This is a genomic window from Mesorhizobium caraganae, from assembly GCF_016836705.1.
Classification (GTDB): domain Bacteria; phylum Pseudomonadota; class Alphaproteobacteria; order Rhizobiales; family Rhizobiaceae; genus Mesorhizobium; species Mesorhizobium caraganae.
On sequence record NZ_JAFCGY010000001.1, the window covers coordinates 1,176,126 to 1,199,857 of the forward strand.

Sequence of the window (23,732 nt, forward strand, 5' to 3'; positions counted from 1 at the left end):
TTGCTCACCGCGGCCGGTTGTCGGCGGCCAGATCGTTTTCGATCAGGGCGACGGCCTCGCCGATACGGTCGAGCCCGGTCGGCACTTCGAGGCGGCAGACGCCGATCTGGCTGGCGAGGGCTGCGCATTGGCGGAGGTGCGTCGTGGCAAAATCGCCGACCAGGGCCGGGCGGCCGAACCGCGTCACATAGGAGAATTTGATGATAGCCGGCAGGGCGCCCATGTTCGGCAGCGGCGTAATCGCTGCCTTTTCGCCGCGCTCGAGGATGTAGATCCGCGTTGCCGGCACCATCTCGCTTGAAAATCCGCCACGCAGGCGATGCTGCATCTTGTCGATCGCCGCATGCACCTGCGGGCGTATCTCAGCTTGCCGGATGGGAAACGCGGCTGCGGCATCGGCGGCGAGCTTCAACTGCGGAAAGCCCGGAACGATCATCGGCTGTTCGGTGAGATCGAGCGCTACGACATCGTCGGTCAGCAAGCGATGTCCGGCCCCGATCATAGCGCTTGCCGTCGTCGATTTGCCGGCGCCTTTGTCGCCCATGAAAACAGCGCTCTTGCCGCCGACGGCAATGGCGCTGGCATGCAGGATGAGCAGGCCGCGCTGGTGCAGGAGCAGCGCCATGACCGGGCCGAGCAGCGGAAACGCCAGCAGCGCATCGTCGACATCAGGCGCCGGCTCGACCTCGATGCGGCAGGCATCGGTGATCAAGAAGGCGCCGACAGTCTGCCATGCCAGATATTGCTGCCGCGGCTCGAAGCGGAAAGCAGTTCCGGTCTGGGGCGAAGGTTTTGGCAAGTCGATTGGGCCGACCGTGATCAGGACGTCGGCAGGAGCTGGTGCGCTCGGCTCCAGCTCGGGCAGGTCGATCTGCGAAGCGATCGTCAGGCCATAAGCCTTGTAGAAATGTCGCGCGCGAGCCTTGGGATGACCGGCCTCGCGGTTCGGATCGGCGGTGAGTGGCATGTTGACCGGCATCATGCGTGGTTCTCGCGCAGTTGCACCTGCCTTAGCCACAGCGACAGCGCGATCGAGCGCCAGACATACTGGACATCGGGCAAGGTGGCTTCGTCCGGTTGCCGCGAGATGCGGCCGTAGGCGGCGGTCACTTCGGGCAGGTTGACGTAAGGGGCAATCAGCGCCGCATCCGCCACCAGCACCTTGTCGAGGAGATCGCGGTGATTGCCGAGCATGCCTTTGACCAAATTGGAGGTGAAATCGATCTTGTCGCGCCGCCACTGCACCGCCGGCGGCAGAATTCCTTCCATGGCGCGCCGCAGCACCGAACGGCCAAAGCCCTGGTTGAGTTTCTCCGCACCGGGCAGCGCCAGGCAGAACTCGACCAGCGGCTTGTCCCAGAAGGGGTAGCGCGGCTCGACGCCGAAATTCGCCGCGGCCTTGTCGAGAACCTCGAAAGCGTGCGGCACCATCCCGTTCGACAGCAGCCAGCGATGGGTCAAGGTCTCACTGGCGCTGACCGCGGGCGGCATGTAGCCAGCCCGGCGAAACCGCTCGACGAGGTCCGTCCGCATCGCCAGATCCGGATTGATCAGGCCGCGCCAGCTTGTCACCGGCCGCCCAGTGGGACGGCTTCGTAATTTGCTCAGCGCGCGGTTCGCGAGCCGTTTGATTTTGGCGATGCGCCAGGCCGGCCCGTAAAGGGTGAGGAATTGATAATAGAGGCCGAGCATGCCGTCGCCATAAGTGTTGGAAGCGCTGCGCAGCTCGCGCCAAAGCTCCATCCATTTGCCGGCATCGGCGAGTTCGTGCAGATGGCCGTGGCCCTGCGAAACCACCTCGTCGCCGCCATGGCCGTCCAGCAGCACCTTCATGCCCTTGGCGCCGGCGGTTCTGTAGATGTCGCGTGTCAGCGACAGGCCAGGCGCCAGGAACGTTTCTTCCTGCTCTTCCAGGATGCGCTCGAACTCGGCGAAGGGCGCATAGTTGCCGACGGAAATCAGGGTCCCGTCGACCTTCTGCTGTGCCAGCACCGCCTCGATGAAAGGCCGCTCGTCCATCGGCGAACCCTTTTCGAACACCAGCGAGAAGGTCGGCAGCCTCGGCTTTCGCTGCGCCGCATTCTGCATGCCGGCCACGCAGGCGATCGAGGAGGAATCGAGCCCGCCGCTCAGCATCGCGCCGACCGCCGGCGTGCCGCGCATGCGGTTGCGGACCGATTGCGAAAACAGATGGCGGAATTCCTCGGCCGCGTCCGCCCGCATCGGCCTTGGTGATGGCTCGATCTGCCAGTAGCGGCGCAACACTACCTGATTGCCGGTCACGGTCAGGCTGTGGCGCGCCGGCAGGCGGAAAATGTCGGCGTAGGCTGTTGACTGCGGATCGTCGGGCAGCCCAGCGAGAAATCCGGAAATCTGGTGTTCGCTGATGCGCATGTCGACGCCGCCGACATCGAGAATCGGCCCGATCTCCGAGGCAAAGACGAAGCGCCGGTCGCTCGAATGGTAGTAGAAGGGTTTGACGCCGAAATGGTCGCGCACGCAAAACAGCTGCCGGCGCTCGCCATCCCAGAGGGCGAAGGCGAAGTCGCCCTGCAGATGTTCGGGACAGGCTTCGCCCCAGCGCAGATAGGCGCGCATCAACACCACGGCGTCAGCGACCGAACTGTCCCTGATGCCGAGCCTGGCCAGCAATTCGTCGCGATTGTCCAGCCGGCAGTCGGCGGTGATCGCGAGCTTGCCGCCCGCCATCGTCACCGGGCCGGGGCCGGCTTCATCGGTGGTGTTGAGCCAGGCGTGGCCAAGAACGACGCTTGCGTCCATCCACCACGAACTGCCGTCAGGCGCGCGATGCTGCATGCGGGCAAGCATGCGCTGGATGTCAGCCGCAGCGGCCGGCTTGCCTTCCTGCCTGAGCAGAATTCCGGCGACGCCGCTCATCGGTCACTGGCCGTGATCGACGAGATGGGTAAACCTGCCAAGCGAGCCGCCAAGCACGATGTGGTCGCCGCTCACCAGCCAGGCATGCGCCTTCAATTCAGTGCCGGTATCGCGCTCGATGCCGATGCGGATCTTCGAAGCGTTGCCTTGGCGGGCAAGCAAATACTGGCCGGAAAGCGCCTGGGTGAGGCAGCTTGCGCCGGGCACCAGCCGCGCCGCGGCCGCAACGCCCCAGGCGACGCGCCTGAGATCGCCGATCCCGGCCGGCGCGCTCGCGTCGAGCCGCGTCACCATGCTGCGAACTTTGTTGTACGAAAGCAGCGTCAGCCCCAGTCTCACCGCTGCAACCACCGCAAGGCAGTGGGCGAGGAAGAGCATCTCCGGCCCGCTCAGCGAGAAAACTCTAGACAAGTTCCTCATCATGGAGCCTCGCAAGCCCGGCGTCCGCCAGGCCTTTCAACAATCCGTCGACATCGGCCTTGCAGCGTTCGGGCTCGACATTGTAGCGCTCGAGCACCGCGCTGCGGATTTCCGCGATCGGCTTCGGCTCCTGGATCAGTTCCCAGATATAGGCCCCGACGCTGTTCAGGCTGTAATAGATGTTGGACCGCATATCGAGCAGCGCCAGGCCGTTGCCGAATTCGCAGGCAACCGCATCCTTGCTCGCGCTCACCCGATCATGCTCCGAGGGGTTCCAGTCCATCCTAAACCTCGCTCACACGACACTGCTCACTACACCAACGCTTAGGCAATTCCGGACAAGCGCAAGAGCCGGGGCCTGAGCCCCGACTCTCCTTAGTGCGCTCTGTTTCAGAGTCCGGACTTTGTCACCCCAACGAGAAGAGAGTCTCAGGAGAAGGTGAGTTCGCCGACCGGCGTATGTGCCGGAAAAGAGGCGTCGAGTGCCGTGGTGCCGCTACCGCCTTGCGTGATGGTCTCGATCGAGCCGTGGACCGTCAGGCTTGGGGTTTCGTACTCATGCTTTTCAACATTCTGTTCCATTTTACTCTCCAATACGGACTGGAAGCGGCCTGTCGATTGCCGGCAGCGATGTATTGCTGCACCGCAATAGCTGCATGGCAGCATTTATGAGTCAAGCCTGATTTACCCGCCGTTAATCAATTCTCGGTTGCGGCCGCCTTCAATGGTGATCAAAACGCTTGCATCTGCACTCTAGCCGCGCATCCCAAGTGAATCCAACAATATATCCGTGGCGATTAATTAAGCATCTGATTTAATTACACTAAATTTTATACTTGGAATGCCCGCCTTTTAGGCTCGAGCAAAGCCGCACGGAAATTGCTGCAGGCGTGCTGTCGGCCGATCCGATTCCGGCGACGCCTGCGCTGCGTTGCACAATTGTGCCGCTAAACGCTAAGGTTGTGGTAAGATCGGCCCCGAAGGAAAAACTGGACGCGGCAGCTTAATTTGGCGATGCTTTGCTTCGCACTTGCAATATAACGCGCCTCACAAAATTTTTTGCGGAGATGCTGCAGCATATGGCCTTGCAGGAAGGGACCTTCGAGAGGTTGCGCGCCGCCGGCTGCGCCGACGAAGTGGCCTATGTGCAGGCGTGCCTGCGGCTGTTCTTCAACCCGGAGGCGAGCGCCAGCACTGCGCCTGCGCCGGCTATCTCCGTTGCCGATGTCTGCGACATCGCGCGGCTGAACAAGGTCGCGACCTTTGTGCTGAAGGCGCTGTCGCGCCCACCTGTGGGCGAGACCCCGCCTGGGCTGCTCGAGTGGCTCGACACCTACCGCCGGCGCACGATCGCGATGAACTCGTCCGGCATCATGGATTCGATGGCAATCGACAAGGCGCTGCGCGACAGCAAGATCGATTTCGTCTTCCTGAAGGGACCGTTCCAGCAGCAACTGCTCTATGGCGACCATTTCATGAAGCCGTCGGGCGATGTCGACATATTGGTGTCGCCAGCCGGCTTCTTCAAAGCCCGCGATGCGCTGCGCTCGATCGGCTACGAGGTCGCCGGCAAGTCCCGCTCCGTCTGGTGGGTGCGGTTTTTGGGCGAACAGCATATGGTTCGCAGCCAGGGTCCGAAATTGTCCACCGTCGATCTCCACTACCGGCTGCAGCAGCCGGGATCGCCAAGTCCACGCGACACGGACGGCTTTCTGCGCCGCAAGCGCGCGCTTGCGATCGCCGGCTCCAGCGTACCTTTCATCTCGGCTTCCGACACCTTGCTCTTGTCCTGCATCAGTGTCGCCAAGGCGCTGTTCAACCGCGAGCCATGCGCGGGTTATGTCTGCGACATCAGGGCCGCGGCCAGCCGCCTGAGCGAGGCCGAGCAGCAGAATGTGCTCGACTACGCGGCCGAGCAGGGGCTGGCCGACACGCTGCTTCTGGGCTTGCGCGCCGCCGACGTGCTGCTTGGCGGCGCCGGCACGCTGCTCTCGGATCGGGCCACCAGGATCCTGTCACGCATCGGCAATGAAGACCTGTTCCACATGGTTATCGCGCCGTGGCTGTCGTCGCTGAGATGGCCGCAACGGCGCACCGTTTTGTGGGAACTATGCGGCCGCGAACCTGTCCGCTACCTGACCGAAGCAGGCTGGGCCGCGTCCGCCGACCTCAGCCGGCGGATCTTTGAGCGACCGGAAGGCCGGTGATGACGAGGGTCGTCAGACAGCAGGCAGAGAAAGTTCCGTCCCGATTCGCTGGCGATGGATCACGGGAGGATGAATCGGGATCCGGCGCCGTGCGCCGGAAGGGCGAGGGGCCTCGCAACAATTTATGCAATCGAAAGGCCACCCTATGTCCATGACAGAATCCCAGGTCTGCGTGATCATCGCGGCCCGCAACGCGGCCCGCACCATTCCCGCGGCCATCGCCTCGGCGCTGCGCGAGCCGGAGGTAGCGGAAGTCGTCGTCGTTGACGATGCCTCCACCGACGACACCGCAAAAGTCGCCACTGCTGCCGACGATGGCAGCGGCCGGCTGTCGGTTATCCGCCTCGACGTCAATCGCGGCCCTTCTTTCGCCCGCAACGCCGCCATTGCCGGCTCCAAATCGCCCTTTATCAGCATTCTCGACGCCGACGACTTCTTCCTCGAGGGCCGGTTCCGCCAGCTGTTTGCCAGCACCGACTGGGATTTCGCCGCCGACAACATCATGCTGATCCGCGACGATACGGCGACCGATGTTTCCAAAATCGTCGCCCCGGCCTTTTCGGCGGATCCGGAGTTCCTCGACTTCGAGCGTTTCATCGAAGGCAACATTTCCAGGAGGCGCGTCCAGCGCGGCGAGCTCGGCTTTCTCAAACCGGTGATATCAAGGGCTTTCCTCGACAGGCATGAGCTGCGCTACGACGAAAACCTGCGTCTGGGTGAAGATTACGAACTCTATGCCCGTGCCTTTGCCCTCGGCGCGCGGTTCAAGGTCATCCGGTCCTGCGGCTACGGCGCGATCGTGCGCGCCGATTCGCTGAGTGGCCGGCACAAGACGCAGGATCTGAAGCGCCTGGCCGATGCCGACCTGGCGCTTCTCAAGATCGACAGCCTGCCGGAAGGCTCCAAGGCCGTTCTGCGCAAGCACGAGCGGCACGTGCGCGACAAATACCGGCTGCGCAATTTCCTCGATGTGAAGGCCGAGCGCGGCATGGCTTCTGCAGCCGCCTATGCGCTGGCCAGCCAGTCGAACCTCATTCCCATCGTTTGCGGTGTGGCCTCGGACAAGCTCGATGCGTTGTTTCGTCACGTCGGTTTGTCACCGAGACAGCAGCCAGTGCCGCCCTTGCGGTACCTGATGGCGGGGACTAGCACGTCCCCGAACAAGTAGGCCTCTCCAGTCCGCGGCAACGAGCACGGAAGTTGAAAAAATTGCCTTTCTGAAACTCGGAGGTTGCCTACGCGCTCCGACGATGGCACTGTATGTTGCGGTGCAGCAATTTTGGAAGGCCAACCGGATGGCTTCAATTTTCGGCTTCAGGTCCAGGGATCCGGCCCGGGACAAGCAGACCGATCTGGCGCGTTTCGACCGTCTGGCAAAGTTGCTGGATCAGATCACGGCCGAGATCGCGGCTGAGAAAACCGGGCTGGAGAATCGCTATCGGTCGAAGTCCACCAACGCGGCCTTCCTGGTCGAGTCGATGGAGAATGGCTCGGCGTCGGCAAGCAGGATGTCTGAGATCGGCGAGTTGACGAAATCGATCCTGAACTGCGAACAGCGCATCGCCGAATTGGTGCGCCAGACCAGCCGGATGAAGGAACTGCGTCATTCACTCGACGCGATTGTCGACGAGAATGCCTTGGGTCCTGATTCTCAGGCCGAAGACGTCAAATCCGCAGGCCGCTCCGGCTGAAGCCGGTCATACGAGGCACAAACGAGAAAGTTCGAGGGGACGGAGGATCGGGATCGGCCCGTTGGGATGTGGGCCAGTCGGTGACTTTGGGTTGGGGCGGAACAGCACAAAGGTGAATTGATATGAACGAAGATCCGAAGACGATCCCCATCATGGCAGTCGATGCCATGATTTCGGCGCAGCCAAATCGGCCGTTGCGTCTTCTGTCCGTTGGTGCGCTTCTGCTGGCGGCAGCCGCAGCTCTATTCGGCGCCGCGCAGCCCTCCCGTGCCCAGGATGCCTCGCCGGAGATGAAAAGCGCACCGTCCTTCGTCGACGATTTCAAGAGTTTCGATCGATCGCGCTGGTTTGTCTCCGACGGCTGGTCGAACGGCAACCACCAGAACTGCACCTGGTCGAAAAGCCTGGTCAAACTTTCCGACAACATGCTGACGCTCGGCTTCGAAAAGCGCAAATTGAAGGATCGCGAATTCGCCTGCGCCGAGATCCAGACCAAGCAGCGTTTTGGCTACGGAACCTATGAAGCGCGGATGAAGACGGACACCGGTTCCGGCCTCAACGCCGCTTTCTTCACCTATATCGGCCCCGCCGACAAACAGCCCTGGTACGAGATCGACTTCGAGGTCCTGACCAAGGACACATCCAAGGTGCAGGTCAACAGCTACATCGCCGGCAAACCGAAGAACGAGAAGCTGGCCGAAGTCGAAGGTGGCACCGACAAGGGCTTCAACGACTATGCCTTCATCTGGGAAAAGGACCGGCTGCGCTGGTACGTCAACGGCAAGCTGGTCCAGGAAGTGACCAATCCCGAGCAATTGCCGACCCATTCGCAGAAGATATTCTTCAGCCTCTGGGGCAGCGACACGCTGACCAACTGGATGGGCGCTTTTTCGGATCCCGGCCGCCAGGTATCGATGCAGGTGCAACGCGTCGCCTTCACCGCGCTCGGCCAGCCGTGCCAGTTTCCGGAATCGCTGGCATGTAGTGTAAGCAGCATAAAGTAGATCTGAACCGGCTCGGCCATATCAGGCCAAAGGGCGTGAACAGGAATTAACCCGAATGAATTTGACGGTCTTTGGAATTGGCTATGTCGGTCTCGTGCAGGCCGCGGTGTTGGCGGAAGTCGGGCACCAGGTGGTGTGCGTCGATGTCGACGAAAAGAAAGTCGAGCGGCTCAACCAGGGCTTCGTGCCGATTTTCGAGCCGGGCCTGGAGGCTCTGGTCAAGGAGAACCACGCCGCCGGCCGCATCAAATTCACCACCGATGCCGCCGCCGCCGTTAAGCATGGCGGAATCCAGATGATCGCGGTCGGCACGCCACCCGGCGAGGACGGCTCGGCCGACCTCAAATATGTACTTGCGGTGGCCGAGACCATCGGCCGTGAGATGGACAGCCCCAAGATCGTGGTCGGCAAGTCGACCGTGCCGGTCGGCACCTGTGAAAAGGTCAAGGCCAAAATCGCCGAGACGCTGAAGGCGCGCGGCCGCCAGGATCTGGCTTTCGACGTCGCCTCCAATCCGGAATTCCTCAAGGAAGGCTCCGCCGTCGCCGACTGCATGAAGCCCGACCGCATCATCGTCGGTACCAACAGCGAGGACACCGAGGCGGTGATGCGCGAACTCTATGCGCCGTTCAACCGCAACCACGAGAAGATGATCGTGATGGACGTGCGCAGCGCCGAATTCACGAAATACGCCGCCAATTGCATGCTGGCGACCAAGATCTCCTTCATGAACGAGATGGCCAATCTGGCCGAGCAGCTCGGCGCCGACATCGAGGAGGTGCGCAAGGGCATCGGTTCGGACCCGCGCATTGGCTACCACTTCATCTATCCCGGCCTCGGTTATGGCGGCTCGTGCTTCCCCAAGGATGTCCGCGCGCTGATCAAGACCGCCGAAGGCGTCAAGTTCGATGCCAAGCTGCTGCGCGCCGTCGAGGAGCGCAACAACGAGCAGAAATCCGTTCTGTTCGACAAGGTGCACCGCTATTTCAAGGGTAGCCTCAAAGGCAAGACCTTCGCGCTCTGGGGCCTCGCCTTCAAGCCCAACACCGACGACATGCGCGAGGCGCCGGCGCGCGTTCTGATGGAAGCGCTGTGGAAGGCCGGCGCCAAGGTGCAGGCCTATGATCCCGAGGCGATGCAGGAATGCCAGGCCATCTACGGCCTGCGCGACGATCTGCTTTTGTGCGGCACCAAGGAGGCGGCATTGCGCGGCGCCGACGCGTTGCTGATCGCCACCGAGTGGAAGAGTTTCCGCGCCCCGTCCTTCGACGCGGTCAAGGATGCGCTGACCACGCCGGTCATCTTCGACGGCCGCAACCTCTACGATCCCAAGGTCATCGCCCGCCACGGCATCGAGTATTTCTCGATCGGCAGGATGGCCGCGTGAGGGCAGGGCGGCACAACGAGGAGCCAGGTTCATGAAAGTTCTGTTTGCAGGCGGCACCGGCTACACGCCGCAATTCAGCGGCGGCGTTCAGTCGAGCACCCACCACCTGGTCGAACAATTGCGTGAGAACGGTCACGAGGCATCCGTGCTGGCAGCCTTGTTCGGCGACGGCATGTTCGGCTTCAGGGCGCGCGCCAAGATGAAGCTCCTTCGTCAGCGCGCGGTCATCGACAATTTCCCGGGCTATCCGGTGGTGCGGGCGTGGTTTCCCTGGGAGGCGGCCGGCTTCGCCGTCGAAAAGTTGAGGCCGGATGTCGCGGTCGTGCAGTGCCACAATTCGGTCCCGATCGGCAAGGCGCTGCAGGCCAAAGGCGTGCCTGTCGTTGTCTACCTCAGGAACGTCGAATTCCATGAACTGGCCGGTGATCTGCGCGAACTGCATTCAGCGCTCTATATTGCCAATTCCGAGTTCACGGCGCGCACCTACAAGGCAAAATTCGATATCGATTCGACGGTCATTCCGCCGACCATCAATCCTGCGTTCTACAGCACACCGACGACCGGTGAATTTGTCACCCTCATCAATCCCTATGAGGAAAAAGGCTTCGATCTTGCAGTGCGCATTGCCGCCGCCTGTCCCGAGATCCCGTTCTTGTTCGTCGAAAGCTGGAAGCTCGACGACGATCATCGAGCCCGGATCGAAGCAACAATCTCTCCCCTCCAAAACGTCAAGCTGGAAGGCCGCACCAGCGACATGAAGACGGTCTACGGCCGCACGAAAATCCTGCTTGCGCCCAGCAAATGGGAAGAGGCCTGGGGCCGGGTGGCGTCGGAAGCGCATTGCAGCGGCATTCCTGTGGTCGGCTCGCGGCGCGGCGGGCTGCCGGAAGCGATCGGCTCCGGTGGCGTGGTGCTGGACTACGATGCCCCGCTCGCCGACTGGGTCGCAGCGGTCAGACGGCTGTGGAGCGACGAGGCCGAGTACAAGCGGCTGTCAGCGGCAGCACGTCAGTTTTCGGAGCGGCCGCAAATGAACCCTGACCGTCAGTTTGCCACGTTCATGGGCGTGCTCGACAGCGCAAGGCGTCTCGGCCTGGAGCGCGCAGCCTAAACGCGTCGCGTTGGAATTCATCTGAAACGCTGCGGCGCCGGGCGATGGCAGTCGCGCAAGGCTCCATGAGCCAGTTCCAGGCGTCGCGTGCCGATCCCTCCTGATCACTTTTGATTGCTGCAGTGCAATATTTTTGTGGCACCGCAACAATCAACGTGTATTCTGCCTGTCTACATTAGGGCTTGTGCGATATGGACCGCTTGGGGGTCCGGGCAAGCCCCAACCTTATGGGGCGGGTCATGCGCGTGGGCTTTGTCGTCGGCGAATTCCCCCTCCTTTCGGAAACCTTCGTCGCAGACCAGATGGCTGGGCTGCTGGCGCGGGGCTTCGACGTGGAGGTCGTATGCGACAGGACGAAAGGTGACGACCGAATCGACCGGCAAAGCGAGCCGATGGCGACGCTGCTCGCCAGAACTCAACATTGGTGGCGATGGGCCGCTGGACTCAGCAAATTTGTACGGCGGCTGCCGCCGCGCCTGCGATACAAGGCTTCGACCGCTCTTGATGCTGTCTTTGCACGCCGCCTGAACCGCTGTGACGTGATTGTCGCTCACTTCGGACAGAACGGCGAGAGAGCAGCCGCGCTGAAGAAATGGAAGGTTCTCAAACCACCGGTCATAACCATCTTTCACGGCGCGGACGTGGCGATCCCGGCGCGGCAGGCAGTGCTCTCGACGCAATACGCTGGACTGATCAAGCATGGGACCCTGAACCTGCCCGTCAACGATTACTTCCGCACGATGTTGCTGGAGGCCGGCCTGTCCCAGTCGAGCACGACGGTTCATCATATGGGAATTGATTCCCTCGAAATCGGCTATCGCTGGGAATCGTGGGAAAGCACCCAATTGGTCGTGACGACGGTTTGCCGCCTGGTCGAAAAGAAAGGCGTCGAGTTCGCCTTGCGCGCCCTGGCCTCCCTAAAGGCCTCCCATCCTGAGATAGACTGGCGCTACGACATTATCGGCGACGGCCCACTGCGGATGGATCTGGAGAAGCTGGCGCTGGAACTGGGTTTGACCGGGCGCGTAACATTCCTCGGCAGTCTCCCTCACGCGGAGGTGAAACAGCGGCTTCGCAAGGCGCATCTCTTCTTGCTGCCGAGTATCACCGCCAGTGACGGCGATATGGAAGGCATTCCGGTCGCGCTCATGGAAGCGATGGCCTCCGGGTTGATTGCGGTGAGCACGTATCATTCCGGAATCCCGGAGCTCATCGAGGATCGTGAGACAGGGTTGCTTGCACCCGAGCGAGACGTTTCACTGCTTGCCGGCAAGCTTGCCTGGGCCGCGGAGCATCCGGCGGCATGCGAGCGTATCGCGCTTGCTGCACGCCGCAAGGTCGAGGAGGACTTCAACGCAGATGCTCTGAACGAACGTTTTGCGCAGATCGTTATCCAACTGGCCGCGCAAGGCTTTGCACCTGAACCTGCCAGGCATGTCGGCGTTGCCGAGGGCTTGGCGGATCCTTCATCTGCCGGCTGACACCGCCCTTGAGCGATTGATCGGCAGAGACGCCAAATCGAGGGAATCTTGCTACGCTGCACCAAAAATGTTGCAGTGCAGCAAGACCTGTACTAACGTCTGCGCGGGTGGGCCAAACAGCGGTCGAATTTCATGCTGCATGTCTTGTGCCTCGCGCACGACGTTTTCCGCCCGGCTGTCGTCAGGGGCACACCAGCTCCCCGCACGGGCGCATCCTGCCGATGAAGATTTGCTTCGTAGTCGACAAGTTTCCCTCATTGTCCGAGACTTTCGTTCTCGACCAGATAGCCGGGTGCCTTGAGCGCGGCATGGAAGTCGGTGTGGTTTGCAACGAGACGTCCTTCGGCAAGGACCGCAATATCGACGATCCGCGCTGGCAGGCGCTGCCAGGAAAGGTCGTATGCTGGTGGGGCGGTCTGGGTCGCTATCGCCCGCTGCTCAGGAAGTGGTCCGGCAGGTTCTGGGACAAGCTCTCGACGGCCATCGACATTGCTCACGCGCGAAAATTGCAGGGCGCCGACGTCATCGTCGCCCACTTTGGCAACAACGGCATGCGCGTGGCGCGCGCCATCAAGCGCGGCAGGATTTCCGCTCCCCTGGTGACGATATTTCACGGCCGCGATGTCGGCGAGCCGCTGCATGACAATACGCTCGCGCGCTACAAAATCGTGTTCGAAAAGGGCGTTCTTCAACTGCCGGTCAACGGCTTTTTCCGCGATGCCTTGATTGAGGTCGGTGCATCGCCGGAGCAGGTTGTGGTTCACCATATGGGGGTGCGGCCAAATGAGATCGACTACCAGTGGCGCTCGTGGGAGCAGGCCACGCTCTCTTTCATCTCGGTCTGCCGCCTGACCGAAAAGAAGGGCATCGAATATGCGCTTCGCGCGCTTGCCGGCCTGCCGCGCCGCGACTGGGTCTATTCGGTGATCGGCGGCGGAGAACTTCTTGAGGAGTTGAAGGCGATCGCTACAAATCTCGGCATCGCCGACCGGGTGAGTTTTCTTGGGTCCCGGCCGCACAGCGAAGTCAAGCAGCGTCTGCGCGATGCGCATGTGTTCCTGCTGCCCAGCGTCGGCGCGCGCGATGGCGATCTGGAAGGCATTCCGGTTTCGCTGATGGAAGCGATGGCCGCCGGGCTGACAGTGGTCAGCACATATCATTCCGGGATTCCCGAACTGATCGATGATCACAAGACAGGCTTTCTCGTGCCTGAGCGGGACGTTGCGGCGCTGACCGGGAAACTTGCCTGGATCGCTGAGAACCCGAAGCCGTGTGAAGAGATCGCCCTCGCTGCGCGCAAGAAGATCGAGGCGGAGTTCAACTCCGATCTGCTGAACCAACATTTCGTGGAGATCGCCATGCAGCTTGGCGAAACGAGGTCGCTTGCATGAACGCCAATCCGCCCCCCCAGTTCGGTCGTGTCGCCCTGCGCGGCGGGCTGGTTACCATCGGCGCCCAGGGCTTCAAGATGGCGATCCAGTTTCTCTCCGTCATCGTGCTCGCCCGTCTGCTCGTTCCCGAGGATTTCGGTCTGGTGGCTTCCGTCGGGCCGATCGTGGCCTTTGTCGGACTGCTTCAGAATCTGGGCCTGCAGCAGGCTGTGGTTCAGCGCAAGGACATCACCAACCAGCAGCTCAACCAGGTGTTCTGGATCAGCGCGCTGGTCGGGCTGGGCAGTGCCGTGGTGGTGGCCGGCCTGGCGCCTGCCGTCGCCGCGTTCTACGGCGATCAACGCATGTCCGGCATCACCCTTGGCTCCGCCCTGCCGCTGCTTCTCGGCAGTCTGGCCGCGGTGCCGCTGGCGTTGATGAATCGCCACCTGCAGTTCGGCCAGCTCGCACTGAACGACGTGATAAGCGCCGCCGCCGGACTTCTGACCGCCGCGATCGCGGCCTATGCGGGGCTCGGCTACTGGTCGCTGGTCATCGGCCCGGCGGTTTCGGCGGTTGTCGCCCTGGCTGCCGCCTGGCGGGTGGCGCGATGGACGCCGTTGCGGCCGGACCTGAAAGTCGACGCCGACATATTGTCGTTCGGCGCCAACCTGACCGGCTTCAACCTTGCCAACTTCTTCTCGCGCAATCTCGACAACATTCTCATCGGAAAATATTCCGGTGCGATCGAGCTCGGCTATTACGACCGCGCCTACAAGCTCCTGCTGTTCCCGCTGCAGAACATCAACCAGCCGCTGACGCGGGTCATGGTGCCGCTGCTCAGCCGCATCCACGACGACAAGGCCCGCTTTCGCGATATCTACGTGCGCACCAACTGGATGCTGGCGGCCGTTACCATGCCTGGCATCGCCGCGCTGACGCTGACCTCCGATCAGATCGTCGGCCTTCTCTTCGGCGCGGGCTGGGCGCCGGTCGCGCCGATCTTTGCCTGGCTGGGCATCGCCAGCCTGGTCCAGTCCGTTTCAAGCACGACGGGGTGGATATTCATCTGTCAGGGCAAGACGAAGACCATGTTCCACTGGGGCATCTACTCGTCGCTGACGACCGTCGCTGCCTTCCTCGTCGGCCTGCATTGGGGCGCCGTCGGCGTTGCCGCGGCCTATGCCATCAGCGGTTACGTGCTGCGCGTTCCCGTGCTCGCGGTACTGGTTCATCGCGTCGGCCCGGTGACCGCCACCGACTTCCTGCTCATGCAGGGGCTTTTCATCGCCTCGTCCCTGCTTGCCTGGTTCTTGTACCTGTGGTTGCCGGCGTCGCTGACCGGCCAGTCAGACCTGCTCGCGGTCTTTCTGGCGCTTGCCCTCAACTACGGCATCGGTCTCGTTTTCATGCTTGCCGTCCCGCAGTCGCGACGCGCTTTGTCCACCACCCTGTCCAACGCCGCGCGCAACATCCGCTGAGCGACTACCGATCAGCGACGCCAGCAGGTTTGTGGCCGACATTGCCGAAGCGTGTTCCTCAAGCACGGCCTTAAGGCTTGTCTTGCGATAGCGGTCGAGATTTCCCGCAAACCGGCCGAGCTTTTCGCGCGCCTCTGCGGACGTCACGGTGTCGATGTCGAGCAGCACATCGTCGACACCTATGCGCTTGGCCACTTCCTTGGTCTTGAACTCATAGGCGATCGGCAGCACCGGCGTGCCGACGCAAAGCGACATGATCATCATGTGCATGCGCGTCGCGACGACGAAGTCGAAGCCCTTCACCAGCGCCATCAACTGGTCCGGCGTGTGGAACGCTGCGTCGACGGTCACATGCCTGGCGATCTCAGGATCGAGCTCGGCGACGATGGCCCGCGCGGTCTTGGAATCGTCATGGGCATATTCCGGCACGCCCTGACACGTGGAGACAAAGGTCACCTCCTTGCCGAGGTCCCTGACAAGAATTGTGGCGATCTCGCGGATCGAATCGAGATAGCGGCGCATGCCGCCTTCACCGTCGCTGACGTAGTTCCAGTGGCGTACGGAAATGGCGACGCGGCCAGTCGGCGCCGGCGGCTGGCTGGAAGCGAGTGACTTGCCGATCCTATCGGTATCGGCCAGGGCGAATACGGCATCGGCCACCACGTGGCACTTGCCGAGATCCTTAACCAGATCCTGGATATGGGTCCGCGACCGTTCATCGCGCAGCAGGATTAGCGGGCTGCGGTCAAAGATCGGGCCAAGCTCCTGGCGGTTGTAACTTTTGTTGAACGGGCCGAGGGATTGTGTGAAGAAGACCGGATCCTTGCCAAATATGGCATCAAGCCGGAACTGATTGAGGCGTCGTTCGAGATTGTAGTTCTCGACGAGATAGGTTCCCCCCGTCGTGACCACCATGTCCGCGTCGGCGTAAATGTCGAGACCGCGCCGGTCGTTCTGGCTTAAAAAAGTGCCAAGCGCGCTGGTGCCAAACCAGCGCAGGGCCTGGAGAACGAGCCGATTGTAGATCGGCTTGAACCGGTCCTTCAGCCCGCTGCCATTCTTGTATCGGAACAGGGATTCCGACAGCAGCTTGTGAAATTCGAGGTCGGGATAATCCTTCTTCGGATAGAGCCTTTCTGCAACCTCGGGCTGGCTGTCGAACACGGCGAACCGCAAATTGCCCGGCACGATCGTCTTGAGAATGTGGCGGATCGCCAGCAGAATCGCCGCATCCCCGGTATTCAGGCAGACTGTGTTTTCGACGACGATCTTCATGGAATTACCTCATTGCGTCAGCAAATCCCGCGGCCAGGCCAGCGGTGCTCAAGACGGGCGTAGTGACCGAAAATGCTGCACGCCAGGACAATCCCGATGCGGTCCGCGTCACGATTTAGGGCGTTGCACCGGGCTGATGGCCAACGCACGGCTCGAGTGGCACTCAAGCAAGTCCGAGATTAGCGGATCAATTTTGCACTGCAACAAAAAACGTGCACTCATTGCTACGCCGCACCGAAAATGTTGCGATGCAGCATCAAGTCGCACCGGCACGATCAACCATCTGCTCGATATTCGACATAAGCAGCTTTCGCTGCCGGTTTCTTGCCCTCACGGGGCGATATCGCTTCGCCTGTAACCGTGAAGTGTCATGACCAATCTGTCCGAAGCAGCCATTGGCTCCCATTTGCCGGCCCAGCGTGCGTCCATGACAGCGCCTGCCGCAACCCAAAGGTCGAAATATGGCTTCATGGGATGGTTCGGAAAGGCGCCGCCGTTGGTGTCAGCCGGCGTAACCACAGCAGCTTCCTTCCCGTCGATGAAGAAGGCAACGCGTTTCCCGGCCTCATACTCTATGCCAAGGCGGTATCGCTTGCCCGACAGATCCCCAAGCAGGATCCATTTTACCCAAACGCTCTTGTGCTGGTTGTCGACGTCCGCCCAGACGGTGAGCTGCAACCCCTTCGTGCCGACGATCTCAAAATCGATTTCCTCATGGGCTTTGTCGTTGAATGTCCAAAGCGGCGCTGCGATCAACCCAGGCTTCATCGTCGGGAGCGTTACGTCCACTTCCCACCTTGCCGATGAAAAATCGGATTTGCCGCCGGATATCACCTCCGCGGACGCTTTCTCGCTGACGCTAAGCTGGAGTGCGCCGTCGACGATTTTGACGTTCGCGGCCTTCCAGTCATAGCCTCCGAGCTTGGGCTCGCTCCATTGCGACGGCACGAAGGGATTGGTGTATTTCCAGAGCTGGAGCTTGACCGCCGACCAGTCGGGAAGCTTGTCGAGGGCAGCGTCCCCGGCTCCTGCCACAACGCTCTCCGCCAGCGCCTGTCCAGCAACCGACTGCACGGCCGTGGAGGCAGCCAGAAGCACCAGGAGTTTTCTGCGTGTGCAATTCATGCATGGCCTCCGTTGGCGCCTTTAACCTTTCGGCGGCGACTTCAAGCCGGCCGTTTGATGCGGCTCTTCGACGTGAAGCAGCTTACGTGACACCTTGAGGATTGAGCCGTGCACCAAGGATATGGCAATTTTTCGCCGCACTGCATCAAAAATGTTGCAAAGCAGCAAATCCGTTCTCCTTGCCGCACCGTCCGGGAATAAACCGCCCCCTTCCGATCGGTGGGCCAATGCGCAACAGCAAAGCAACCGCGGTCGCTACTTTCGGAGCGGTGCCCGGGTGCTCAAGCCGCGGAGGCGGTCGGGATGCGGTGGGGTTGCTCCGGTGTATTTTCATTAGGCACAAACGGCGATGATACGGACGGCAAGGATTCAGCCGGCAAGGATTGCGGAGAGGAAACGTCAAGAGCTGGATCGAGTTGCGCCGGATCGGTCGCTCGCTCCAGCGCAACACGATCGTAAAGCGCATCGAGAAATGCGCCTGCGGGTTCGGCCGCAAACATGGTTTCCGCCGTCCTGCGGGCTTGGCGCCGTAGCGGCGCCATCAGTTCGGGGTGGCCGATATAGGTCTTCAGCCGGTCAATGGCCAGGCAGGCAAGGCGCTCGACTTCATCGCGGAAATATTGGGCAAAATTCGTGTCGCCGCGGAAGTCGTATCCCGGGTTCCACCAATCACCGACCTCGTTCAGCTTCACTGGCAATGAAATCCCGTTGACGCCGTCCTCGAGGAATTCCGGCAGAGCGCAGACCCCCGTCCCAAGAACCGGAGTGTGCTCGGACATCGATTCCAGTGCAGAGTACCCAAACGTATCGCCGAACGTGGCGAGGATGCTGAAATGCGAATTGCGCAGCAATTTTCGCACCGCCTGGTTTGGCAGCACCCCGTGATGTTGGACATTCTTCAGTCCGAGCAGTTTGAGATAGGGGTCGAAGAACCCTGGAGCTGTCGGGTCTGTCCATATGGGACCGCCAACCTGGAGACTGGAAACGATGTTCACCCGGATTGGCAAATTCTGCTCCAACGCCTTTTCCGCGATTTTGACCGCAACACATCCGCCCTTGCGGCCGAAATGGGCACCGACGAATGTCAGCACCAGTTCCGCTGCAGTGTCTTGGGACATCGCATCCTCAACCGCGGGCACGACGATATTCGGGTGACGAACCATCAGCTTTGCGGTCAGGAGGTCCAGCTGCGGATTTCCGGCATGCTGCGCCAGAAAACATCTGCGGGCGAAATGCGATAAGGCGATAATGCGGCGGCAGCCGGGGGTCGTGATCCGCGAGACCAGGTATCGCGCCATAAGCCCGCGTTTGCGAAGCGCGAACTGCCGCGGCAAATGGGATTCGAATGACATGATGTACTTCGAGGAATTGACAGGTATCCGGTTGAACGCATGCACCATGTCAACGGACAGAGCAGGTTCGATCAGCGTCACACCTTCCAGCTTCGACGAGACCAGGTTGAACGGCAGAAATCGCTGTCGCAGGATCGTATGTCGGGACGCTCGCGGCGTAACGAAACTGGTCGGATACTTGTCGTCATAGACGGCAATACGAAGAGACTTGCCCATGCAGCACCCACCCGTATTTAAACAGTTGGCATCAGGGGTCTTCGCAAGCTATTCCAAAAGTGCAGCTGAGCTGCCATGCACTCATCATCCCGCACTGCAGCAGAATGCAGCGCGGATCCCCTAGCCAATTCAAAACCCCAACTTCCCTAGGGTGAATTCAACATCATTTTTTGTTGCGGTGCAACACAATATTAGCAATTGGTTTACCACGGTCACCGACATCGGAGTTTTGATGGTCGGCGTGATCGGATCGCGATTTTGCCGCGCACGGGGCAAAATTACCCGAAACTGCCGGCTCCGCACGTCGTACCATTTTCTGCGGCTCACCTGGGTAGCCACTTTTTGCGCGCTACCGACTTCTGGCGATATATTTGTGCGGCGCGGTAGAGGTGGCTAATTTTGCTACGGTGCACCAAAAATGTTGCGATGCAGCAAAAGCTGCGTTAGCATTCCTTTGGGTGGGCCAACAGCGGTCGAGTTTTCATGCTGCATGTCTTGTACCTTGTGCACGACGTTTCCGACCCGGCCGTGCGCCGGCGGATCATAATGCTCAGGGCAGGCGGCGCGCGGGTCACATTGGCCGGCTTCCGTCGGACCACAAATGCTGTTCTCGACGTCGAGGGCCTGCAGCCGATCGACCTTGGCGCGACGCGTGACGGCCGATTCGGCCAGCGCATGGCGGCGGTCGCCAAGGCGGCGCTGTCGATAGGCTCGAAGCTTGGGGCGATGCCGAAGCCCGATCTCATCATCGCGCGCAATCTGGAAATGCTGGCGCTGGCCAGACGTGCCAAGGCAGCCTTCCGCGGCGGCGTGCCGATTGTCTACGAATGCCTCGATATCCACCGCCTGGTGCTGCGCAACGACATGCTGGGCCGGGCGCTGCGCACCGTGGAACGCTATCTCGCCCGCGACGTAAAGCTTCTGGTGACCAGCTCGCCGGCCTTTATAGCCAATTATTTCAAGCCGTTCGGGCAAGTCGCAGCGCCGGTGGAGCTGGTTGAAAACAAATACTTCGAAACCGCGCCGGTCTCGACGGACGACCGCTTGAAGGCGGAAAACCCTGTCGCGCCACCTTGGCGCATCGGCTGGTTCGGTGCGCTTCGCTGCCGCCGATCGCTGGAGCTGCTGGCCGATTTCACGCGCCGCCAGGGCGGGCGCTTCGAGGTCGTCCTGCGGGGCCGTCCGGCACTCTCGGAATTCCCGGATTTCCACGCTTTTGTCGAAGCCGAGCCCTATCTCTCTTTCCGCGGCCCCTACCGCAACCCGGAGGACATGGCGGCGATCTACGGCGAAGTGCATTTCTCCTGGGCCATCGACTTCTTCGAGGAAGGGCAGAATTCGGAATGGCTGCTGCCCAATCGCCTCTATGAGGGCTGCCGCTTCGGCGCCGTGCCGATCTCGATGGGCAACACCGAGACCGGGCGCTTCCTCGACCAGCAGGACATTGGCGTCCTGCTGTCCGACGCCACGCCGCAGACGCTGGAAACCGCACTTGGCCGCATGGACCAAGAGCGCTTCGGCAAGGCCAAGGCGCGCGTTCTGGCCCGCAATCCGAGGACATGGAGCTACGACCGCAGCGACTGCCGCGCCTTTGTCGACCGGCTGCGCGGCCTGGTGGTTTCACCCGGCTCCTTCGTCACCGAGGCACTGGCTTAGGGATGATTGGCGATGACAAAAATACAGAACGCAGGAAGGCACCGATGACGCAAACGAAAGCGCTTCCGCCAAGCCTGATCATTATCCCGTGCCTGAACGAGGCGGCGCATATCGGGGCGCTGCTCGAGCAACTGAGGCCAGCCTCGCTAAGGCTCGGCGCCCGCATCGTCGTTGCCGACGGCGGCAGCACCGACGGCACTTTGGCCATCGTCGAGGCGGTTGCGGCCAAGAACCCCCAGGTCATCCTCCTGCACAACCCAAAGCGCATCCAGAGCGCCGCGATCAACCTCGCCGTCGCCAGCTACGGCGCCGGCGCCGAATATCTGATCCGCATCGACGCCCATGGCGGCTATCCCGCCGATTATTGCGACCGGCTGGTCGAGGAGGCGCTGGCCACATCAGCCGATTCGGTCGTCGTCTCGATGCTGACCAGCGGCAGCGGCGTGGTGCAGAAAGCGGTCGCGGCGGCGCAAAATTCCAAGCTCGGCACCGGCGGCTCCAAGCACAGGCACCTCTCGGCCGGCGAATGGGTCGACCATGGTCATCACGCGCTGATCCGGATTTCGGCCTTCACCGCGGTCGGTGGCTATGATGAGACCTTCAGCCACAATGAGGATGCCGAGTTCGACTACCGGCTGCGCCAGGCCGGTTATCGCATCTGGATGAGCGGCAAGACGCAGATGATCTACTATCCACGTTCCTCGCTGAAGGGCCTGTATTTCCAATATCTCGGCTATGGCCGCGGCCGCGCCAAGAATGTGCTCAAGCATCGCATGATCCCAAAGGTACGGCAGATGATCCCGCTTCTGGTGGCGCCTGTCGTTCTTCTCGCGGCATTTTCCTTCATCCACTGGCTGGCGGCGGTGCCGCTGCTGGTCTGGGGCTCGGTGTGTCTCGGCTATGGCGTGTGGACCGCGATTGCCCAGCGCAACCCCAACAATGTGCTGACCGGCATTTCGGCGATGGTCATGCATTTCGGCTGGTCGGTCGGGTTTTGGCTGCAACTGCTCGGGGCGGGATCGCAGCGCAAGGTGGCGTCATGAGCATGGCCTCGAGGGATCGCCGCATCGATGTTTGCGTCTGCACGTTTCGCCGGCCGGAACTGGCCGACACGCTGCGCTCGCTCGCTGCCATGGACATACCTGCCGGCTTCGGCATCGGCGTCATCGTTGCCGACAATGACGACGAGCCGACCGCCGAGTCGCTGGTGATCGAGCTGGCGCGGGAATTGAAGCTGCTGGTCCGCTACCGGCACGCCCCGGCACGCAACATCTCGGTCGCCCGCAACGCCTGTCTTGACACCAGCACGGCGGATTTTGTCGCCTTCATCGACGATGATGAGACCGCCTCCGCGCAATGGCTTGCCGAGCTGGTCGCCACCGCCGAGACCAGCGGCGCCGAGGCCGTGCTCGGTCCGGTGCGGGCGCTCTACCGCGCGGACGCGCCGGACTGGATGCGCAAGGGCGATTTCCATTCGACCTTGCCGGTCTGGGTGCAGGGCGAAATCCGCACCGGCTACACCTGCAACGTGCTGCTCAGAATGGGCGCCGACAGCCTGCGCGACCGGCGTTTTAGCCTGGCGCGCGGCCAAAGCGGCGGCGAGGACACTGAATTCTTCGATCGCATGGTCAGGGACGGTGGCCGCATCGCCTTCGCGCCGGAAGCATGGGTCGAGGAAGTAGTGCCTTCCGCCCGTGCCGCGTTCGACTGGCTGCGCCGCCGCCGCTTCCGCTTCGGCCAAACACATGGCCATCTCATCGGCCAAAATGCCGGTGCTGCCAGACGCATGAAGGACGTCGGACTTGCCTCGGCCAAGGCCGCCTACTGCTTCGGCATGGCGGCGCTCACCGCGATCAGCCCGGTTCGCCGCAACCGCAGCGTGCTGCGCGGCATCATGCATGTCGGCGTCGTCAGCGGCCTGGTCGGTATCAGCGAGATCCGTCAATATGGCCTGCCATCCCCGCAGCAAGGAGGCAAGCGTGCAGCCTGACGTCTCCTTTGTCATCGCCGCCTACAATGCCGCGGCCACGCTTGACCGGGCGATCGTCAGCGCCATGGCCCAGCGCGATGTGAGCGTCGAAATCATCGTCGTCGACGACCAGTCGCGCGACAACACGCTCGACGTCGCAAGAGCCTACCCGCAGGACACCGTCCGCGTCGTCGCATTGCCCGCAAACCGCGGACCGGGCGGCGCCAGGAATGCCGGGCTCGAGCTGGCTTCCGGCCGCTGGGTCGCGGTGCTCGATTCAGACGATGCCGTCCTTCCCGGGCGGCTTTCCGCCATGATCGCGCGGGCGGAAAAGGCAGGCGCTGTGATCGCCGTCGACAACCTCCAGGTGGTGCGCGAGGACGGCGTTGCCGAAGCGACGATGTTCCCCGCCGAATATCTGGAAGGCCTGCGTGAAATCACGCTCGCCGACTACATCGCCGGCAACATCGTTTTCGAATCCACGTTCAATCTTGGCTACCTCAAGCCGATCTTCCAGCGCCGCTTCCTGACCGAAAACGGGCTCCGCTATGATGAAAATCTGAGCATCGGCGAGGATTACATCCTGCTCGCCAACGCGCTGGCCAAAGGCGGCAAATGCGTGGTCGAGCCGACGACCGGCTATATCTACCACATCCGCACAGGCTCAATCTCGCGTGTGCTCGAACTTCACCATGTCGAGGCGATGCGCAAGGCCGATGCGGTCTTCGCGGAGACCAATTCCATGGACGCGGCTGCCGCGGCCGCCTTCGCCAGGCGCGCCCGCAGCCTGCGCAAGGCGGCATCGTTCCTGTCGCTGGTCCAGCACATTAAGGCGCGCTCGCCGTTGAAGGCGATACGCACCGCGCTAAGTGATCCGGCAGCTGTCAGGCATATGTCGATGCCGATCGCCGTCCGGCTGCGGAGGGTTGCGGCACAGTTTGCCGTGGGGACGGGGAGATGAAGCATGCGGGCCAGAGCATGATCCCGAAAGTGGGAACCGGTTTTCTCGGACAAAACGGTTCCCGTTTTGTCCAGAGATCATGCTCCAACTATGAACCGGCTGGCGATAGGTAGAAATCTTTTCTCTCA

General features: G+C 61.7%; 20 protein-coding genes and 1 pseudogene. 13 read left to right on the plus strand and 8 right to left on the minus strand.

Features of this window, described 5'->3' with window-relative positions; genetic code table 11:
* Positions 1–4 precede the first annotated feature (4 nt).
* The 5 genes from JQK88_RS05755 to JQK88_RS05775 form a co-directional block, all read right to left on the minus strand.
* Positions 5–982 carry a phosphoenolpyruvate carboxykinase (ATP) gene (locus JQK88_RS05755; protein WP_203277730.1) on the minus strand — a complete coding sequence of 326 codons (978 nt, stop codon included), beginning with the start codon at positions 980–982 and terminating at the stop codon, positions 5–7.
* Positions 979–2,898, minus strand: a complete 1,920-nt coding sequence (locus tag JQK88_RS05760) for a lasso peptide isopeptide bond-forming cyclase (RefSeq protein ID WP_203277731.1) — start codon at positions 2,896–2,898, stop codon at positions 979–981. The genes JQK88_RS05755 and JQK88_RS05760 overlap by 4 nt, the downstream gene beginning before the upstream one ends.
* Before the next feature lie 3 nt (positions 2,899–2,901).
* On the minus strand, positions 2,902–3,309 hold the full coding sequence (locus JQK88_RS05765; protein WP_246749738.1) for a lasso peptide biosynthesis B2 protein: 408 nt from the start codon (positions 3,307–3,309) through the stop codon (positions 2,902–2,904).
* A complete protein-coding gene (locus JQK88_RS05770) occupies positions 3,302–3,571 on the minus strand; it encodes a PqqD family protein (protein WP_312037240.1) in 270 nt (89 codons plus the stop codon). The genes JQK88_RS05765 and JQK88_RS05770 overlap by 8 nt, the downstream gene beginning before the upstream one ends.
* Positions 3,572–3,747: 176 nt before the next feature.
* Positions 3,748–3,900: a lasso RiPP family leader peptide-containing protein gene (locus tag JQK88_RS05775; protein ID WP_023684233.1), complete on the minus strand. Its 153-nt coding sequence runs from the start codon at positions 3,898–3,900 to the stop codon at positions 3,748–3,750.
* A gap of 497 nt (positions 3,901–4,397) precedes the next feature.
* Here JQK88_RS05775 and JQK88_RS05780 point away from each other — a divergent pair, with 497 nt between their 5' ends.
* From JQK88_RS05780 to JQK88_RS05820, 9 genes are all read left to right on the plus strand, one after another.
* Positions 4,398–5,525 carry a nucleotidyltransferase family protein gene (locus tag JQK88_RS05780; protein WP_192249494.1) on the plus strand — a complete coding sequence of 376 codons (1,128 nt, stop codon included), beginning with the start codon at positions 4,398–4,400 and terminating at the stop codon, positions 5,523–5,525.
* A gap of 145 nt (positions 5,526–5,670) precedes the next feature.
* Complete coding sequence (locus JQK88_RS05785; protein ID WP_192249497.1) at positions 5,671–6,693, plus strand: glycosyltransferase family 2 protein; 1,023 nt, start codon at positions 5,671–5,673, stop codon at positions 6,691–6,693.
* 127 nt (positions 6,694–6,820) lie between these two features.
* Positions 6,821–7,216, plus strand: a complete 396-nt coding sequence (locus JQK88_RS05790) for a hypothetical protein (protein WP_192249500.1) — start codon at positions 6,821–6,823, stop codon at positions 7,214–7,216.
* A 122-nt stretch (positions 7,217–7,338) separates the two neighbouring features.
* Positions 7,339–8,220 carry an endo-1,3-1,4-beta-glycanase ExoK gene (exoK, locus tag JQK88_RS05795; RefSeq protein WP_246749739.1) on the plus strand — a complete coding sequence of 294 codons (882 nt, stop codon included), beginning with the start codon at positions 7,339–7,341 and terminating at the stop codon, positions 8,218–8,220.
* 55 nt (positions 8,221–8,275) lie between these two features.
* Complete coding sequence (locus JQK88_RS05800; RefSeq protein ID WP_203277733.1) at positions 8,276–9,607, plus strand: UDP-glucose dehydrogenase family protein; 1,332 nt, start codon at positions 8,276–8,278, stop codon at positions 9,605–9,607.
* A gap of 31 nt (positions 9,608–9,638) precedes the next feature.
* Positions 9,639–10,718, plus strand: a complete 1,080-nt coding sequence (locus JQK88_RS05805; protein WP_192249505.1) for a glycosyltransferase — start codon at positions 9,639–9,641, stop codon at positions 10,716–10,718.
* A 239-nt stretch (positions 10,719–10,957) separates the two neighbouring features.
* Positions 10,958–12,199, plus strand: a complete 1,242-nt coding sequence (locus JQK88_RS05810) for a glycosyltransferase (protein ID WP_203277734.1) — start codon at positions 10,958–10,960, stop codon at positions 12,197–12,199.
* Positions 12,200–12,420: 221 nt separating this feature from the next.
* Positions 12,421–13,590, plus strand: a complete 1,170-nt coding sequence (locus JQK88_RS05815) for a glycosyltransferase (protein WP_203277735.1) — start codon at positions 12,421–12,423, stop codon at positions 13,588–13,590.
* Positions 13,587–15,050: a lipopolysaccharide biosynthesis protein gene (locus tag JQK88_RS05820; RefSeq protein WP_203277736.1), complete on the plus strand. Its 1,464-nt coding sequence runs from the start codon at positions 13,587–13,589 to the stop codon at positions 15,048–15,050. Before JQK88_RS05815 ends, JQK88_RS05820 begins: the two co-directional genes overlap by 4 nt.
* Before the next feature lie 225 nt (positions 15,051–15,275).
* Here the strand turns inward: JQK88_RS05820 and JQK88_RS35980 are convergent.
* The 3 genes and pseudogenes from JQK88_RS35980 to JQK88_RS05830 all read right to left on the minus strand — a co-directional run.
* Positions 15,276–16,325, minus strand: a pseudogene (locus tag JQK88_RS35980) (polysaccharide pyruvyl transferase family protein); the annotation flags it as partial.
* A gap of 330 nt (positions 16,326–16,655) precedes the next feature.
* Positions 16,656–17,450: a family 16 glycosylhydrolase gene (locus tag JQK88_RS05825; protein WP_203277737.1), complete on the minus strand. Its 795-nt coding sequence runs from the start codon at positions 17,448–17,450 to the stop codon at positions 16,656–16,658.
* Positions 17,451–17,731: 281 nt separating this feature from the next.
* Complete coding sequence (locus JQK88_RS05830) at positions 17,732–19,018, minus strand: glycosyltransferase family 4 protein (RefSeq protein ID WP_203277738.1); 1,287 nt, start codon at positions 19,016–19,018, stop codon at positions 17,732–17,734.
* A gap of 483 nt (positions 19,019–19,501) precedes the next feature.
* On the opposite strand from JQK88_RS05830, the gene JQK88_RS05835 reads away from it, so the two are divergent.
* From JQK88_RS05835 to JQK88_RS05850, 4 genes are read left to right on the plus strand one after another with little or no spacing between them, the layout of a single operon-like run.
* Positions 19,502–20,674, plus strand: a complete 1,173-nt coding sequence (locus JQK88_RS05835) for a glycosyltransferase (protein ID WP_192249523.1) — start codon at positions 19,502–19,504, stop codon at positions 20,672–20,674.
* A gap of 44 nt (positions 20,675–20,718) precedes the next feature.
* Positions 20,719–21,717 (plus strand): glycosyltransferase family 2 protein, encoded by a 999-nt coding sequence (locus tag JQK88_RS05840; RefSeq protein ID WP_192249526.1) that lies wholly within the window; start codon positions 20,719–20,721, stop codon positions 21,715–21,717.
* On the plus strand, positions 21,714–22,664 hold the full coding sequence (locus tag JQK88_RS05845; RefSeq protein ID WP_192249529.1) for a glycosyltransferase family 2 protein: 951 nt from the start codon (positions 21,714–21,716) through the stop codon (positions 22,662–22,664). The genes JQK88_RS05840 and JQK88_RS05845 overlap by 4 nt, the downstream gene beginning before the upstream one ends.
* Positions 22,621–23,604, plus strand: a complete 984-nt coding sequence (locus JQK88_RS05850) for a glycosyltransferase family 2 protein (RefSeq protein ID WP_192249532.1) — start codon at positions 22,621–22,623, stop codon at positions 23,602–23,604. The genes JQK88_RS05845 and JQK88_RS05850 overlap by 44 nt, the downstream gene beginning before the upstream one ends.
* The last annotated feature ends 128 nt before the right edge of the window (positions 23,605–23,732 follow it).

Coding starts and splice junctions, on each gene's coding strand:
- JQK88_RS05840 (WP_192249526.1), top strand. CDS start 20,719: ATGACGCAAACGAAAGCGCTTCCGCCAAGCCTGATCATTATCCCGTGC.
- JQK88_RS05785 (WP_192249497.1), top strand. CDS start 5,671: ATGTCCATGACAGAATCCCAGGTCTGCGTGATCATCGCGGCCCGCAAC.
- JQK88_RS05810 (WP_203277734.1), top strand. CDS start 10,958: ATGCGCGTGGGCTTTGTCGTCGGCGAATTCCCCCTCCTTTCGGAAACC.
- JQK88_RS05835 (WP_192249523.1), top strand. CDS start 19,502: ATGCTGCATGTCTTGTACCTTGTGCACGACGTTTCCGACCCGGCCGTG.
- JQK88_RS05780 (WP_192249494.1), top strand. CDS start 4,398: ATGGCCTTGCAGGAAGGGACCTTCGAGAGGTTGCGCGCCGCCGGCTGC.
- JQK88_RS05820 (WP_203277736.1), top strand. CDS start 13,587: ATGAACGCCAATCCGCCCCCCCAGTTCGGTCGTGTCGCCCTGCGCGGC.
- JQK88_RS05790 (WP_192249500.1), top strand. CDS start 6,821: ATGGCTTCAATTTTCGGCTTCAGGTCCAGGGATCCGGCCCGGGACAAG.
- JQK88_RS05850 (WP_192249532.1), top strand. CDS start 22,621: ATGGCCTGCCATCCCCGCAGCAAGGAGGCAAGCGTGCAGCCTGACGTC.
- JQK88_RS05800 (WP_203277733.1), top strand. CDS start 8,276: ATGAATTTGACGGTCTTTGGAATTGGCTATGTCGGTCTCGTGCAGGCC.
- JQK88_RS05775 (WP_023684233.1), bottom strand. CDS start 3,900: ATGGAACAGAATGTTGAAAAGCATGAGTACGAAACCCCAAGCCTGACG.
- JQK88_RS05830 (WP_203277738.1), bottom strand. CDS start 19,018: ATGGGCAAGTCTCTTCGTATTGCCGTCTATGACGACAAGTATCCGACC.
- JQK88_RS05755 (WP_203277730.1), bottom strand. CDS start 982: ATGATGCCGGTCAACATGCCACTCACCGCCGATCCGAACCGCGAGGCC.
- JQK88_RS05760 (WP_203277731.1), bottom strand. CDS start 2,898: ATGAGCGGCGTCGCCGGAATTCTGCTCAGGCAGGAAGGCAAGCCGGCC.
- JQK88_RS05845 (WP_192249529.1), top strand. CDS start 21,714: ATGAGCATGGCCTCGAGGGATCGCCGCATCGATGTTTGCGTCTGCACG.
- JQK88_RS05825 (WP_203277737.1), bottom strand. CDS start 17,450: ATGAATTGCACACGCAGAAAACTCCTGGTGCTTCTGGCTGCCTCCACG.
- exoK (WP_246749739.1), top strand. CDS start 7,339: ATGAACGAAGATCCGAAGACGATCCCCATCATGGCAGTCGATGCCATG.
- JQK88_RS05815 (WP_203277735.1), top strand. CDS start 12,421: ATGAAGATTTGCTTCGTAGTCGACAAGTTTCCCTCATTGTCCGAGACT.
- JQK88_RS05805 (WP_192249505.1), top strand. CDS start 9,639: ATGAAAGTTCTGTTTGCAGGCGGCACCGGCTACACGCCGCAATTCAGC.